This is a genomic window from Cystobacter fuscus, assembly GCF_044360685.1.
Taxonomy (GTDB): Bacteria; Myxococcota; Myxococcia; order Myxococcales; family Myxococcaceae; genus Cystobacter; species Cystobacter fuscus_C.
Genome location: NZ_CP043491.1, coordinates 3,423,260 through 3,437,840 on the forward strand (window position 1 = coordinate 3,423,260; position 14,581 = coordinate 3,437,840).

The 14,581-nt window shown below is 67.8% G+C and carries 13 protein-coding genes; 2 read left to right on the plus strand and 11 right to left on the minus strand.

Annotated features, from left to right (window positions below; all coding sequences use genetic code 11):
• Nucleotides 1-22: 22 nt before the first annotated feature.
• The 4 genes from F0U63_RS14070 to F0U63_RS14085 form a co-directional block, all read right to left on the minus strand.
• Entirely contained in the window at nucleotides 23-835 is an 813-nt protein-coding gene (locus tag F0U63_RS14070; protein ID WP_395846414.1) for a hypothetical protein, read from the minus strand.
• The gene (locus F0U63_RS14075; protein WP_395846415.1) at nucleotides 832-1,449 is read right to left on the minus strand and encodes an RNA polymerase sigma factor; all 618 of its coding nucleotides are present in this window, start codon (nucleotides 1,447-1,449) and stop codon (nucleotides 832-834) included. The genes F0U63_RS14070 and F0U63_RS14075 overlap by 4 nt, the downstream gene beginning before the upstream one ends.
• A 1,028-nt stretch (nucleotides 1,450-2,477) precedes the next feature.
• Complete coding sequence (locus tag F0U63_RS14080) at nucleotides 2,478-2,894, minus strand: DUF1761 domain-containing protein (RefSeq protein WP_395846416.1); 417 nt, start codon at nucleotides 2,892-2,894, stop codon at nucleotides 2,478-2,480.
• A gap of 71 nt (nucleotides 2,895-2,965) precedes the next feature.
• Nucleotides 2,966-3,424 carry a GFA family protein gene (locus tag F0U63_RS14085; protein ID WP_395846417.1) on the minus strand — a complete coding sequence of 153 codons (459 nt, stop codon included), beginning with the start codon at nucleotides 3,422-3,424 and terminating at the stop codon, nucleotides 2,966-2,968.
• Between the two features lie 104 nt (nucleotides 3,425-3,528).
• Here F0U63_RS14085 and F0U63_RS14090 point away from each other — a divergent pair, with 104 nt between their 5' ends.
• Complete coding sequence (locus F0U63_RS14090; protein WP_395846418.1) at nucleotides 3,529-4,515, plus strand: helix-turn-helix transcriptional regulator; 987 nt, start codon at nucleotides 3,529-3,531, stop codon at nucleotides 4,513-4,515.
• Between the two features lie 24 nt (nucleotides 4,516-4,539).
• On the opposite strand, the gene F0U63_RS14095 is transcribed toward F0U63_RS14090, so the two are convergent.
• The 6 genes from F0U63_RS14095 to F0U63_RS14120 all read right to left on the minus strand — a co-directional run bounded on the left by F0U63_RS14095 (nucleotide 4,540) and on the right by F0U63_RS14120 (nucleotide 11,444).
• Nucleotides 4,540-6,180 (minus strand): SMP-30/gluconolactonase/LRE family protein, encoded by a 1,641-nt coding sequence (locus tag F0U63_RS14095; RefSeq protein ID WP_395846419.1) that lies wholly within the window; start codon nucleotides 6,178-6,180, stop codon nucleotides 4,540-4,542.
• Between the two features lie 48 nt (nucleotides 6,181-6,228).
• Nucleotides 6,229-6,879: a TetR/AcrR family transcriptional regulator gene (locus F0U63_RS14100; protein ID WP_395846420.1), complete on the minus strand. Its 651-nt coding sequence runs from the start codon at nucleotides 6,877-6,879 to the stop codon at nucleotides 6,229-6,231.
• An 88-nt stretch (nucleotides 6,880-6,967) separates the two neighbouring features.
• Nucleotides 6,968-7,486: a GNAT family N-acetyltransferase gene (locus F0U63_RS14105; protein ID WP_395846421.1), complete on the minus strand. Its 519-nt coding sequence runs from the start codon at nucleotides 7,484-7,486 to the stop codon at nucleotides 6,968-6,970.
• Between the two features lie 18 nt (nucleotides 7,487-7,504).
• A complete protein-coding gene (locus F0U63_RS14110; protein WP_395846422.1) occupies nucleotides 7,505-8,782 on the minus strand; it encodes a hypothetical protein in 1,278 nt (425 codons plus the stop codon).
• A gap of 167 nt (nucleotides 8,783-8,949) precedes the next feature.
• Nucleotides 8,950-10,128, minus strand: coding sequence for a glycosyltransferase (locus F0U63_RS14115; protein WP_395846423.1), 1,179 nt, complete (start codon nucleotides 10,126-10,128; stop codon nucleotides 8,950-8,952).
• Nucleotides 10,125-11,444 carry a glycosyltransferase gene (locus F0U63_RS14120; protein ID WP_395846424.1) on the minus strand — a complete coding sequence of 440 codons (1,320 nt, stop codon included), beginning with the start codon at nucleotides 11,442-11,444 and terminating at the stop codon, nucleotides 10,125-10,127. The genes F0U63_RS14115 and F0U63_RS14120 overlap by 4 nt, the downstream gene beginning before the upstream one ends.
• A gap of 104 nt (nucleotides 11,445-11,548) precedes the next feature.
• Between F0U63_RS14120 and F0U63_RS14125 the strand changes: the two genes are divergently transcribed.
• Nucleotides 11,549-12,625, plus strand: coding sequence for a glycosyltransferase (locus F0U63_RS14125; protein ID WP_395846425.1), 1,077 nt, complete (start codon nucleotides 11,549-11,551; stop codon nucleotides 12,623-12,625).
• Between the two features lie 484 nt (nucleotides 12,626-13,109).
• Here F0U63_RS14125 and F0U63_RS14130 read toward each other — a convergent pair whose 3' ends face one another.
• Complete coding sequence (locus F0U63_RS14130) at nucleotides 13,110-14,426, minus strand: hypothetical protein (protein ID WP_395846426.1); 1,317 nt, start codon at nucleotides 14,424-14,426, stop codon at nucleotides 13,110-13,112.
• Between the last annotated feature and the right edge of the window lie 155 nt (nucleotides 14,427-14,581).

Genomic DNA, 14,581 nt, shown 5'->3' on the forward strand with positions numbered 1-14,581 from the left:
CGGGGGACGAAAGGGGTGCGGCTCAAGGGGTGAAGCGAATGGGCCACTCCCGCACCTGGATCGCCGCTCCCAGCTGGGTGCGCAGGGCGTCCGTGGAGAGTTGTTCCGAGGGGAGTGACTCGATGTCCGACACGTGCAACGGCTCGCGGGAGAACACCGTCAGCAGCCGGGCGGGCCCCGGCGCCGGAGCGTCGAGCACCACGGTCTCGGGCAGGGGCGTGTCGCCGGGCCCGGGGAGCAGGAGGATTGAAGCGGGGTCCTGCCCGGCCTCGATATAGCCAGGATAGAGCCAGTGTACCGTGTTCCCCGCGTCCACCACGAAGGCCAGCAGGTACACGGCGCCCGTGGTGTCTGTGTTGCGATAGACGCCCAACAGCGGGGTGTCGCGCGGCACCGGGGTGTTTCTCTCGAGCCGGCGCGCATCCGGCTCCATGGCATGGAAATCCACTCCGACCCGGTGGGACCACTCCTCCGTCGCTCCTGTACCCCGGGGCTGGAAGTCCGTTTCCGCCTGCTTCGGAACGAGGGTGAGGACGCACAGGCTCGCGGCGAGAGCGGAGAGGGCCGCCGCGGCGACCTTCCACCTGGGACGCGCGGACGCAGGGGCGAGGGGAGGCCGGGAGCCCAGCCGCCGCATCACCCCTTCCACGTCCGCCGGGCGCGAGTCCGCCAGGGGGGTGGCGATCCGGGTGAGGAGTCGTTGACCACGATGCAACTCGGCCTGGCATGCCGGGCAGAAATTGGCGTGCTCGCGCAGGGTGACGGCACGGTGCTCGGCGACGTCGCCATCCAGCAGCCGCGTCAATTCGTCGGCGGTGGGGCAGGGCATCTTCATGTTTCGTCCTCGGCGTGGAGGTTGGCGCGCAGCCGCTTGATTCCGTGGAAGACACGGGAGCGCGCGGTCACCTCGCGGCACCCGAGGGTGCGGGAGATGTCCGCGTAGTCGAGCCCCTGGTCGAAGCGCAGCAGCACCGCCTCGCGCAGGTTCTCGGGGAGGGCACCGATCGCCTCATGGACCCGGCGGGTGCGTTCACGTTCCAGCAGCACGTCCAACTGGGCGGGCTCGGGGGCGGCGCGCTCCGGGGCGGGCTCGTCGCTCTCCCGGCGACGGCGGCGCGTTGCGTCGCGCACATGGTTGCGACAGAGGTTGTTGGCCAGGGTGAAGAGGAAGGGGACGAAGTGACCCTGGGGTTGATAGTGGTGGCGCCGGGCCCACGTCTGGAGCAGCACCTCCTGGGCGAGTTCCTCGCCCAGCCGGGCATGGGAGATGAACTTGCCGCAGAAGCTGACGAGCCGGGGCAGGTAGCGCTCCACCAAGACGGCGAACGCCTCTTGCCGCCCGGCCCGGGCCAGCAGCATCAGGTCATCATCCCCGCGCTCGGCCAACGGCTTTTCGAGGGCCGTGGGAGCCGAGACCACGAGCCGCAGGGGCGGTCGGTGGGCGCTCACGGGCTCTCTCGGAGGGGGCAGGGGAAATCCATGCCCAGAAGAACACCCGAGCGTTCGGGGCGTTGAAGGGGATTTTCAGGGGCGGCCTCCGGCTGGGGCGTCTGGAAGAAGCCGCTCGAGGAGCTGGACAGGGCTCACCGGGTCAGGCTCACGGCGGGAGGACGTAGATAAGCAGGATGAAAAGAAGGCATCAGCCCGCTTGACAGCGACATGGTGCTACATGTAGGTTCATCACGCTACAGGGAGGATGGGAGAGCAGGTGCTCCGTTTCTCCTGGCTGGAATGTCCCTGGGTCTGTCTGGGCGTGAGGAGGGGTGGGACGAACCGGCCGCCGTAGACCTCTTGGGGTGGGACACGCAAGCCATGGCGTGACCCACGGAAAGCGAGGTGCAGAACCAGCCCGGAAAGACAACGAGCGATCCCGGAGTGCCGTCCAGGATCGCTCGTTCCAACAGCCAGATGCGTGAGTTCACGACTGACGATCTGCGTTCATGCGTGGGTTGACCGGGACGAATCCTGGTTCGATACGACACGTCTGTCTATCGACAATCTTTCATCAACACAGCAAACCAACAATTCATGGGGATGGTGGCGTCTTGCATCGACGTCGGCATCCGTTGCTCTCAAACACAGGAGAGCGAAGGAGTCTGGCGAAGAACCTCGCCACGAGACGTTTCCCTCGAGAAGGTAGAAGGAGTCACCATGAAGCAGGATCCTCAGACGTGGGTGTACTGGGCGCTCGGTGGCGGGCACCTGCTGTTCGTCGTGCTGTTCAACGCGTATCGGCTCTGGCAGGCGCGCCCGCATTGACTCCCTGATTCACCGCCCTCGGGGACGGGACCGAGGGCGGTGAAGCCGTCCCATCTGGCTTGCCCTGCGCTGTCAGTGGAGACGCGATTCATGGGTGAAAATCCAGGCAAAACAAAGGGACAAATAGATTATCGATTCGGGTGAGCGGTTTGTTGCGGCACCCGATGAGAAAACACCTGGGCCTCCCGCTCCAGGCACGGCTGACGGCTCCCCCGCCGCTACGGAATCGCCACGAGGATGAGGCTGGAGATGATGCTCATGAGGAAGAAATAGGGCCCGCTGACCAGGCTGTACATCAGCGGACGGGGCATGTTGGGGTTGATGGAGGTGTTCGCCATGGTCGCGACGAGATAGCCCAGGCCGACCACCCCCCCGAAGGCCATGGCGTCACCGACGGAGAAGATGTTCAGGGCCTTCATCAGGATGGCGCTGGTGATGATCGTGAGCAGCGAGCAGACGAGTGGCCCCAGGATGAAGAGGGGGGCGGGCTTCGTCTTCGGGTCATGCGCCCGGCCGAGGATGGAGGCATAGGCCTTGCCGAACAGCACGGTGAACCACACTCCGCCAAGCAGGGTGGCCGCGAAGGTCGCCGCCAGAACGGCAAGCCAATTGATGCGTGTCATTGAGTCAAGCATGGGGGACGTTCGTACTTTCTGATTCCTGCTTCGGGTCGTACAGACGGAGGGCGAGCGCGGCCGTGGTCGGCTCAGGCGCGGGCATGGGCCATGGGAGAGAAGGGGCTCACGTAGGGCGCCTGGGCCAGCTCCGCCCAGGTGTCGTGGCGCCCATCCAGGTAGCGCACCGGAATGCCCGTGAGGTTCGCGCCATCCAGACAGTTGAGGTTCACCGAATAGTAGGCGCCCCCCAGCTCCGGCACGTTTCCATGGCTGAACGTGCGGACACCGCACGTGCCGCAGAAGCGCGCGTGGGAGGCCTCCGAGCGCGAGTAGTCGCCCAGCGCCTCCCGGCCGGCCACGAGCCGGAAGGCCTCCGGCTTGACGACCGCGCTCCACCAGCCCGTCTTGGTGCAACTGGTGCAGTTGCAGCGGATCGTCCCCGCGCTCGGGTCGAGGTCGAGCTCGAAGCGCACGGCGCCGCACTGGCAACTGCCCTTGAAGCTCTGGACGCGGGAGGACTGGGCGGAGGTGGAGGAAGAGGTCGTCATGGTGGAACTCCAAGGAAGGGGGCGTCTTCGGGCTCGCCCCGGTGACCAGGAGAAGGTAGGAAGGGTCGCGGACAGATTCGGTCCGCGATTCGAGGTGCCCTTCCATGGTTCAGACGTCGGCCCGGCTGCTCAAGGTGCTGTCCCTGTTGCAGTCCCAGCGCTTCTGGGCGGGCGGGGAGCTGGCGAGCCAGCTCGGGGTCACCGAGCGCAGTGTCCGCCGGGATGTGGACCGGTTGAGGACGCTGGGCTACCCGGTGCATGCGACGGCGGGAGTGGGGGGCGGCTATCAGCTCGGCGCGGGCAAGGAGCTGCCTCCCTTGCCGCTCGAGGACGATGAGGCCGTGGCCGTGGCGGTGGGGCTGCGCGCCGCGGCGGTCGGTCCGGTGACGGGACTGGAGGAGGCGGCGGTACGGGCCCTGAGCAAGCTCGAGCAGGTGCTGCCCAAACGCCTGCGCCGCCGGGTGAACGCACTGCAAGCGGTGAGCGTGCGGCTTGGAGACGCGGCGGGGCCCACGGTGGACGCCGAGACGCTGGCTGTGCTCGCGAACACCTGCCGCGACGAACTCCAGTTGCGCTTCGAATACGGCAACCGCGAGGGCGAGGCGAGCGAGCGCCACGTGGAGCCCTACCGCCTCGTCCACACCCGCTTCCGCTGGTACCTGCTGGCGTATGACCTTGGGAAGGAGGACTGGCGCACCTTCCGCGTCGACCGCATCGGCCCGAATCTCAGGCCGGGACGCGCCTTCAAACCCCGGCCCCTGCCCGCCGAGGACGTGGCGGCCTACGTCTCGCAGCGTGTCTCGACGGACCTCTACCGCTTGCGCACGCGGGCAACGGTGCACGCCCCGGCGCAGACGGTCTCCGCGAAGCTGTCCGGCATCGCCTTCCGTGTCGAGGAGCAGGAGCCGGGCCGGTGCCTCGTGCACACGGGGGCGGAAACCTTGGAGGCGGTAGCGTGGCTGCTCGGCTCCATGGGCTTCGACTTCGAGGTCCACGAGCCGCCGGAGCTCATCGACCACCTGCGGCGCATGTCCGAACGCCTGGGCCGGGCGGCGGGCTGTGCGCCACCAGCGCAGGCCAACTCTCGTTGAGAGTCTTGAGGACGTGCGGCCCCGTCAGGGCACCGGCACGAACCGGTAGAGGGCGCTCTCCATGTCGGACGTCAGGTAGATGGTCCCCGAGCGGCCCACGGCGACTCCCGTGGGGATGTAGCCCGGTGGCAGGCCCTCGCTCTCGGGCAGACCGATGCGCAGGTTGCGCGCGAGCACGGTGGAGCGTCCCGTGGCCGGATCGATGCGCACCAGTTGCTTGCGGCCCACCTCGGCGACGATCAGCCCTCCGTCGGGATGCCGGGCGATGCCCTCGGGGGCCTTGAGGCCCTTGGCCACCGTGCGCTTGGCTCCGTCCGCCAGGCGCACCCGGGTCACATTCCCCGAGCGCACCTCGGTGACGTACACCCCCGGCTCCTGGGCCTCCGTGTCGGCCACGAGCCCCACCGGCCCCTTCAGGCCCTCGGCGAGCACCGTGGTCCCCGCGGGTTCGGCGGCGTCCACCTTCACGAGCCGGCCCGTGGCGGCCTCGGCGACGAGCAGCGTGCCATCGGGCAGCTCGAGCGCGCCCTGGACGCCATTCGTGTTGGGAATCGTTCGCAGGATGTCTCCCGTGGCGCGATCCAGCACCTGCACGCTGGCCAGATAGGCACTGCTGAGCACCACGTGCTTCGCGCCCAGGCTCACGTTCATCGGGAAGGTCATCCGGGTGGAGAGGGCTCGGGTCGTCTGGGTCATCTTTCCATCACGCCCGCCCACCCGGCGAAAGGCATACACATCCGCCACGTAGAGCTGCTCGTCCTCGTCCTCCGGCGCGACGGCGATGCCGGAAGGCACGCTCAAGCGCGCCTCGACGAGCTGCCGGACGGAGCCATCGGCGGGATTCACCACGCGGATGTCATTGTCCACCATGTTGGACACGTACACCTGGTCATCGGGGCCCACCGCCAGGTTGTCGAGCCCGGTGGGCAGCTTCGCGACGACCTGCTTGTCTCCCGTGGCCACCCGGACGCGGACCAGTTCGCCCTTCGCCGAGTCGACTACGAACAGGTTCTCACGGCTGGAGTCGAAGTTCACGGCGACCGGCATCGCGAAGCCCTCCGCCACGGTCTCGATGCTGCCCGTGTCCACGTCCACCCGGGCGATCTGTCCCTTGAGCAGGATCGGGCCGTAGAGCTTGTCGTCCGGGCCGAACTCGAAGCCATTGAGGAAGCCGGGCTTGGAGATGACCTGACGAGGAGGCTTCTTCCCGTTCGGATCCACCTCCCACAGCGCATCGGCCCGGCCGAGCTGGGTGACGTAGAACCGGCCATCGCGGCGGAAGGCGAGCGAGTTGAGGCCCGGCAGATCCTTGGCGATGGCGCGCGTCTTTCCATCCGGAGTGCGCTTCATCAACTTGCCGGAGAAATAGCCCGTCCAGTAGATGGAGCCATCGGGCCCCAGGGCCACGTCATCCGCGCCGCCCAGCGGAGGCCCTACCAGGGTGGACACCGCGCCACTGTTCAAGTCGATGGAGTGGACCGTCTGGCCAAGCAGATTGCTGGCCAGCAGGTGTCCCTTGCCATCGAGGGCCATTCCATGGACGCCCTGGAAGGGAGAGCCGGCCACCACCACCTCCTGGCGATAGGCAGGGGGAGGCGCGGCCAGGGACAGGCTGCTCCCCAGCAACAGGGAGGCGAGCAGGGACTTGTAGGCGAGGCGATGCATGTGGGGTCTCCGGGTGGGGCTCGAATGCGAGGGAATGAGCTGGCTGTCTTACGTTCTGGCGAGGCGGTGGCGTGAAGCGGGATCGCGCCGTCGCGTCTCGGCGGCTGGTGGTGCTTTCACGAGGCGAAGCAGCACCTCGAGGGGCAGTGGGGGCGCGTGTTCATCCAGGGCCCTGCTGATGGCCAGCCCCTGGATGAGGGCCATCATCGCGCGCGCGATGTCCATGGGAGCACCGGAGGCGACGTCTCCCGTGCGTTGCCCCTCCGCGATGAGCCCCGCGACCTGTTCGTGGCACTGTCGTTTGTAGCGGGCCAGCGCGTCACGCACCGCGCGGGGGGCCTCGTCCTCGGTGAGCGCGCGCACGATGAGCAACAGCGTCTCGGGCGACTCGTACACGCTCTGGATCATCCGCGTGCACACCGTCTCGAGCCGTTCCCACGGCGTGCCCGGTGTGCGCTGCACGTCCGCGAAGAAGGTCTCCCAGGCCTGGAGCGCATCCTCGATCGCCGCGGCGAACAGGGTCTCCTTGTGCGGGAAGTAGTGGTAGACGAGCCCGTAGCTGATGCCCATCTCGGCGGCGATCTCGCCCATCTTGGTGGCCGCCAGCCCCTTGCGCGCGAACACACGGCGGGCCACGCCCAGCAGCGCCTGCCGACGCTCTCCCTTGAGCTGCTCGAACTGCTCCGCCGTACGAGGCATGGCCGCTCCTTCGTTCTTTTGATTGATTTTTTTATCAACCATACTGCCCTGGAGCAAGGGTCGAGTGCGCGTGAGGGGGAGGCGGGCGTTACACCGCGCTGAATTCGGGCCGGTAGCGGACGATGCCAGGCCGCGTGCCGAGGAAGCCCTCGCGCAGCTCCAGGGCCATGAAGGCCTCGTCCGGGCACTCCACCTCCCACCGCAGCCCGAAGCGGCTCGCGCGTGCGAAGCCGAAGCGCGGGTAGTAGTCCGGGTGCCCGAGCACCACGAGGGCGCCGTGCCCTGCCCGCCGAAGCTGGTCGAGTCCGGCACGGATGAGCCGCGAGCCAATGCCGTGCCGCTGGTGGTCTGGAAGCACGGCCATGGGGGCCAGGCCCACGGCGACGTCGTAGCTGCCGCCCCTGTCGATCTCGACAGGGGAGAAGAGGATGTGCCCGACCACCTGCCCGTCCACTTGCGCGACGAGTGACAGCGTGACGCCTCCCGCGCCGCGAAGCGCATCGACGAGCGCGGCCTCCGCGTCTCGTCCGAAGGCGAGCGCGTTCACGCGCCGTATGGCCTCGGCCTCATGGGGCTGCTCCGGTCTCACGAGCACTTCGCTTCGCATGGCGCACCAGGTAGAGGGTTAGAAGACGTAACCCAGGCTCAGGTTGGGCCGGAAGCCCCAAACCGCGTCTTCCCGTCCCTCCGCCAGGGCCGAGGAATCCCCTCCCAGGAAGGGGTGGTTGCGCCCGGCGATGAGTTCAATGAAGGCGTGGACGGGGCCCGCCGCGACATGGCAGCCGGTGACGTTCTGTTGCGAGGAGACGAACCCCAGCTCCTGCTTCAGCATGAGGGCGTAATCATTGTAGACGACCACCGAGCCGATGAGCCCGTGTGACGGCAGCCAGGTGTAGCTGATGTTCGCGATGAGCATGTGGGCCCGGCTGGCCACTTTGTAGGCCGACTCGAACGCGCCCATGACGACGTACCGGCGATCCTGCTCGAGGGGCCCGGCCGGATTGAACGCATAGGACAGGGCCTGGAACTGGAGCCCCAGGGGGCCATACTGGCCATGGACGTGTGCCGCCGCGGCCCAGCGCCAGCCCGTGCCATTCGTCTGGGTGTTGTAGATGCCACCGGCCATTCCGGACAGGCCAATCTCCGTCTGGAAGGACTCGGCGTGCCGGAAGGTATAGGCCAGGCGCACGTTGCCCTGATCCACCTCCCGATCCGTCCGCTCGCCCACGCCGCTGACTTCCGTGTCGTTCGAGCGCACCAGATCGAAGCCATAGCGCGCGCTGTCGATACTCCGGCCGAAGAAGTTTCCCTCGTCGGACTTGTAGAAGGCCAGTTGCACATCCAGGGCGCCTGCCTTGAACAGGGCCTTCACCCCCAGGTCACTGTCATCCTCCAGCCCGATGTAGAACGCCAGGTTGTCGAACCAGTTGTTGGCGGGAACGGGCAGGATGCCAAACGGTGCCTGCGTGAGACCCGCCTGGATATCCAGTGAGTCCGAAGCCTTGTAGCCGAGGTATCCGTACCTCAGGTAGGCATAGCTGGAGTGGAAGTGGAAATCGGCCTTCAGGCTCAAGTTCTTGTACTGAGCGCGGGGACGGAGGGCGAGGATGTCGAAGATGATGTTCGCCACCCGGTTGTTCGGGTGCTCCGGCGGCAACCAGCTCCTGTAGGCAAGGTTGAAGCGCACCACGCCCCCCATCTCGAAGGAGGGGACATCACTCAGGACCTGGGGCGGCGGCGGCTTGGCGGCTTCTCCGCTCTCCTTGTTGGGGGGATCCGCCTCGGTCTGGCTGGTTGGCTCGGGGGGCGCCACCGTCTGGGCTCCCGCGGTGCTTCCCAGCAACAAGGTCGACAACACCGCCACCCAGGGCAGGGATGCATCGGCTCTCGACACGAATGTCATTGCAAAGGCTTTCTCAGGTGAGGAGAATCGGGATGGTTGGTTTGTGAGCCAATGACATTCCCGGGATTCCCGGAGCGTCGCTCTCTAGGCGAACACCCCTTTGCCTGTCAATGAGCCGTGCCGCGTTTCCTCCGTCACGCCATGGTTTGGGAAGCTGGGCCTCCTGACTAGGAGGCCATGCGCCGGGCTTCCTGGCGCTGTCCCTGGGTTTCGAGCAGGACGGCCTCCAGGTCGTCGGCGACGTCCTGCCAGGAACGGCCGTGCTGACGGGCGAGCTCCTCCGCGTCCCAGGGGGTGGACAGCGTCTCGTCGATGCCGGCGGCGAGCGCGGCGGCATCGTGTGTCGGGATGAGGCGGCCGCTGGAGTTGTCCATCAGCTCCGGGATGCCGCCGACATACGTGGCCACGACGGGACGTCCCGACGCGAGCGCCTCGATGACGACGTTCGGACAGCCCTCCTTGTAGCTCGGCAGCGTGACGAGATCGGCCGCGGCCATCCAGAGGGCGACCCGGTCGGTGGGGCAGGGCGGGATGAAGTGGACGAAGTCCTCGGCCCGGTGCTTCGCGACGAGCTCGAGGAGGGCGGGTTTGTCGGAGCCATCGCCGACGAGATAGCAGTGCAGCCGGGAGCGCTTCGCGCGGAGCCGCGCGGTGGCTTCGATGAGCTCGGCGAGGCCCTTGCGCAGGTCGAAGCGGCCCACATAGACGACGGCCTGGGTTTCAGGCGCGAGTTGCAGGACGGCACGTGCCTGCCGCCGGTCGCGTGGGTGGAAGACGGTGGTGTCGCAGCCGTTGAGGATGGCGGTGGAGCGAGCGGGGTCCGCGCCGAGGCGCCGGGCGGTGACCAGTAGATCCGAGCTGACGGTGGTGGTGCGGGTGGCCTCGCGCAACGCCTGACGCGTGTGGTGCGCGACGAGACGGCCGCTGATGCGGTTGAGATCCGAGCCGATGGCGGTGGTGACGACGGGCACGCCGAGCTCCTGGCCGATGCGGACGGCGGCGTAGCCATCGGGATAGATGACGTAGCTCAGGACGAGGTCGGGGCGGAAGGCGCGCACGTGCGGAAGCAGCTCTCGGGCGATGCTGGAGCCGTTGAACGCGCGGGAGATGAGCGGAAGCGCGGTGTAGGGAATGTAGTGGGCGCGCACGCCGGCGGGTTGCCAGGTGGGATCGAGTGCACCGTGGGTCCGCGTCCTGGGCGTGAGGCGCCGGGGATAGCGCGACTCGGGATAGAAGACCTCGAGGTCGTGCTTCCTCGCGAGCAGACGGAGGGTCTGGTAGGCGGAGTGGCCGGCCCAGGGTTGCGCGGAGGTGGGGAAGTATTGCGTGACGACGGCGATCCTCATACGCGCTCCTGCGAGAAGGATTGGAGGAGGGAGGCGTAGCGGCGGGTGAGCGGCTTGCGGTGGTAGGCGGCCACGGCCTCGGAACGCGGTCGATAGGGGACGAGGCCCTCTGGCGTGACGCGGTTCACGGCCTTGATGAGGAGCTGACGGAGGGCGGCGGGATCATGGATGCTGGCCCATTCGCCGGCGCCGGTCTCGTCGAGCAGGCGGCGCACTTCGCCCTCCGGGTGGACGGCGGCGATGATGGGTTTGCCCGCGCCGAGGTAGTCGTAGAACTTGGCCGAGACGTTGATGGGATCCTGCGTGATGAGCAGGGCGTAGTGGGAGGCGGCGAGCTGCCGGTGTGCCTCGGACATGGGCAGGAAGCCGACGAGCTCGACGGTGGGCGCGAGGGCCGCGAGCGCCTGGCGGTAGGCGGGCGTCTCGACGTGGCCGATGAAGCGGATGCGCAGCCTGTCGCGCACGTCGGCGGGCAGCCTGGCGACGGCCTCGAGGAGCGTGCGCGGATCGGTGGTGCCGTAGACGGAGCCCATATAGGTGAGGGTGACCTTGTCGACCCGCTGGGGCTCGGTGTGGGGCCGTGGCGACGGGGTGTCGTCGTAGCCGTTGGGAACGGTGAGGAACTTGGTCGCGGGTTGATGCGGGTAGCGCTTGCGGAGCTCGTCGGCGGCGTTGCGGGTGACGGCGACGACGGCGGTGGCGGCGTTGACGGCCTCGGACTCGGTCTGCCGCGCGATGCGGCGGGCGCGCTCGTTGCTGTTGAAGGAGACGAGCTCCAGGGTGGTGGTGAGCCATTCATCCCGGAAGTCGAGGACGATGGGCAGCGCCGGGAAGGCCTTGCGCAGGCGGGCGGCGAGCTTGACGCTGGAGAAGGGCGGGACGGTGATGATGACGGCGTCGATCTTCCGCGAGCGGATGATGTGCCGGGCGGCGGGATAGGCGAAGGGCAGCCAGCCAATCTGTGGGTCCGGAAGCAGGAGGTTGGCGATGAGGCCCTGGAGCCGGCTCATCAGCCCGGGTCTGCCCGCGGGCGCCAGGGCGGAGGAGGACGCCGGTGCCCTGCCGCGGGTGAGCAGCTTCTTGATGCCCTTGCGCAGGGAGAAGGGCAGGTCGAGCGTCCAGGTGCGGTGGATGGTCACGTCGGAGGGCACCTGCTTCAGCAGGGCCTGGTCGCGGCCCACCGCCGGCGCGTTGCGAGCGGTGAGCACGTCGACGCGGATGCCTTCGGAGGGGAGGTACTTGGCGAGGGAAAGCGCTCGCAGGACGCCCACTCCACCGACGGGCGGGAAGGAAAATGTGATGAGGAGGACGTTCACGCCAGAGATCCTTTGGATGTGAGCTCGAGGTGTGGTGACGGGCGCTGTCGGCGAGGTCAGGGGCCGAGTGTGGGTTCGGCGTGCCCGGGAGGGTAGAGAGCGCGATGAAGATTGTGCATGTGGTCTACAACATGGAGATGGGCGGCGCGGAGATGCTGGTGGCGCAGCTGTGCCGGATGCAGCGCGGCAACGGGCACCAGGTCGAGGTGTGCGCGTACGACAAGCTGGGGGCGCTGGGGAAGGTGCTGCGCGAGGAGGGCTTCACGGTCCATGTGATGGGTGAGGCGCCCGTTCCGAAGACGATGCTGCGCTACTTGAAGCTGTTCCGCCGGCTGCGGCCCGAGGTGGTGCATTGCCACAATCCCGCGCCGACGCTGCAGGCGGCGATGGGCGCGCGGCTCGCCGGGGTGGAGTGTGTGCTGGCGACGCGTCACAGCCTGGTGTCTCCGCCGTATGACCGCGCGGGCGAGGTCAAGTTCAGCGCGTGGTCCTGGTTGTGGTTGGACTGGGTGGCGGGCATCTGCGAGGTGACGTGCGAGAATCTGCGCTCCGCTCCATTGGCGCGGCGCGAGAAGGTTGTCCGTGTTTACAACGGTACGTCCGCGATCCAGCGGATTCCAGTGGAACGCGTGGAGGACGAGTTCCGTCTGTTGTTTGTGGGACGTCTGGCGAAGATCAAGGATTTGGGCACGCTGATCCGCGCGGCGGCCCTGGCGGCGCAGCGGGTTCCACGGCTGCGGCTCGATGTGGTGGGTGATGGTCCGGTGCGCGGCGAGCTCGAGGCATTGGCTCGAGAGCTCGGGGCGGCGGAGCGGATTCGCTTCCACGGACAGCAGCTGGAGACCGCGCGCTTCTTCAGTGGGGCGGATGTGTTTGCGATGTCGTCGGTGTCGGAGGGGCTGCCCATGTCGCTGTTGCAGGCGATGAGCCTGGGCCTGCCCGCCGTGCTGACGGACGTGGGCGGGATGCGCGAGGTGATGGACCTCTCCCAGAGTGGGCTGCTGGCCCCGGTCGGTGATTCCGCCGCGATGGCCGAGGCCATCGTGAGGCTGGCGAACGATGCGTCGCTGCGAGCGGAGTTCAGCCGGCGCGCGGTGGCGACGTACCAGGCCGAGTTCACGCTGGAGCGGATGGACGCTGAATATATGCGGCTGTACCGGACAGCCGGAAACCGCGCTTGATCTTCGCCCAATCATTGTTCGCGGCTTTCAAGACACGTCATGCCCACACCTTTCCGTGCGGGCTAAAGACATAGCTTCCCGGTGAGGCCGCGCTGATGACATGGATGATTCCGCTGGCTCGGCCTGGATGTGGCGAACCGGTCCTCGCGACCTGACTGTGCCGTCAAGGACCGGCTCCCCATCCCCATTCCCACACACCTTGAGCCGTCTGTACTGCCCCAACCCGCCCGACCCCGTACTGCCCCAACCCGCCCGACCCCGTACTGCCCCAACCCGCCCGACCCCGTACTGCCCCGTACTTCGCGTCGCCCCCTGGCGACCACGGGGAAGGGCATTAGCATTCGTCGTGCCGAGTCCTCGCCCCGCCCGGGACTCCTTTGATTTCAGCGGGATAGGAGAATCGGAGGGGGGGCGACTCCAGGACAGTTGCAGGGTCATCCTGTAAAAAACTCCCCCTGGGCCATTCCGGTTCTTCTGGAAGGGGTTATCGCACCATGACGTAGCCCTGCACCTCGGTCTCGCGCTGCTCCCGGAGCGGGTCCGGGTTCAGGGAGTACTGGATGTAGTCCCACACGCCATGGCCGTCCCCGTAGTCGAGCGACCGGGCTTCGATGGCGTACAGGCCCGCCTCGAGCGTGTCGCGGGGGGCCACCCCTTCGGGGAGCTGGAAGGGGGTGAAGGAGGTGGTGGACGCGGGAGCCAACACGTCCCAGAAGAGGAACGTGTCTCCGGTCCGGGCGAAGTTCATGAAAGACAGCTTCACGAATCGGGCGGTGGGGTCGGCGCTCCAGCGGAAGGCGAAGCCGTCGCGTGAAGCGGTGCCCACGGCGTCCCGCGTGCCCAGGACGGGTGAAGAGAGGAGCACCGGCGCGAGGAGTGTGACGGCCACGGGAGAGGCCGTTCCCACGCGCAGGGTCGCCTCCGAGAATCCCGCGGGCAGGGTATCTTCATCGCCCGCGCCCACGCCGACCATCAGTTGGGTGGTGTCGAACGGCGCCGTCCGCGCGATGGCGGGCAGGGACAAGGGGGGTGTTCCCGTCGTCCCCGTGCTGAAGAGCTCCTGGGTGCCCTCGGAGTAGGAGAGAAAGGCATTCACCCGGGTTGCGTAGGGCTCCAGGCCCGTCACCGTGACGCCGAGCGTCTGGTCCATGGGGTGGTCGAGGGCGATGTCCTGGCCGGTGACGGTCTGCCCACCCCCCACGGCGACGTCCCGCTTCATGCCCACACGCAGGACCTGGTGGTCACTGGACCGGGTCTCGGAGGCGAAGAGGGAGACCCGGCCGGGTGTGACACCCCAGACATCGAGGCTGAAGGTGCCAGGAGACGGGGCGTCCGTGGGAGTCCGGCCGGAGAACTCCTCGCTCACCACCTGGGTGCTCACGGTGCCAGCCCCGCTCGCGCCCGTCACCTTGCCGGTGACATGGGCCTGCATCGTCTCGACGTCCGTCGAGAACGGCTCGTTGTAGCCATAGGGCAGCTCCAGCTCCGGCTCGTCCACCGCGAGCAGGGTGTGGAGCACCAGGCCTCCGGTGCCCTGCACCTCCACGACGGTGACGTCCTGGGCTCCCACGAGGGTGGGATCCTCGAATCGGGCCGTGCCCTGGTCATCCAGGGGCTGGCGGAAGCGGCTTCCGTCTCCGAGCAGGACGTACACGTTCGGGTAGCGCGTGCGCCAATCCGCGCGGTCGGCGTGGTGTGTGTGGATGGTCAGGCTCCCCCGGAGTTTGGAGGTGGAGCCGGGTGGGGGGTTCTCCGCGCACGCGGTGTGCAGCAGGGCGAGCAAGGGGAGGAGTCGGCGCATCGTGGGTTCCTGGGAAGCGGAGGGACTGCACCCGCATGGCTCCAGGAGTTGACGGCTTGCCCCCGGATTGGATCCCCAGGGCTTCGGTTCGGCGGCGGACGGCCATGGCGCTCGGAGCGCGGCGGGGGTGGGGACTTGTAGACCCGATGCCCGCA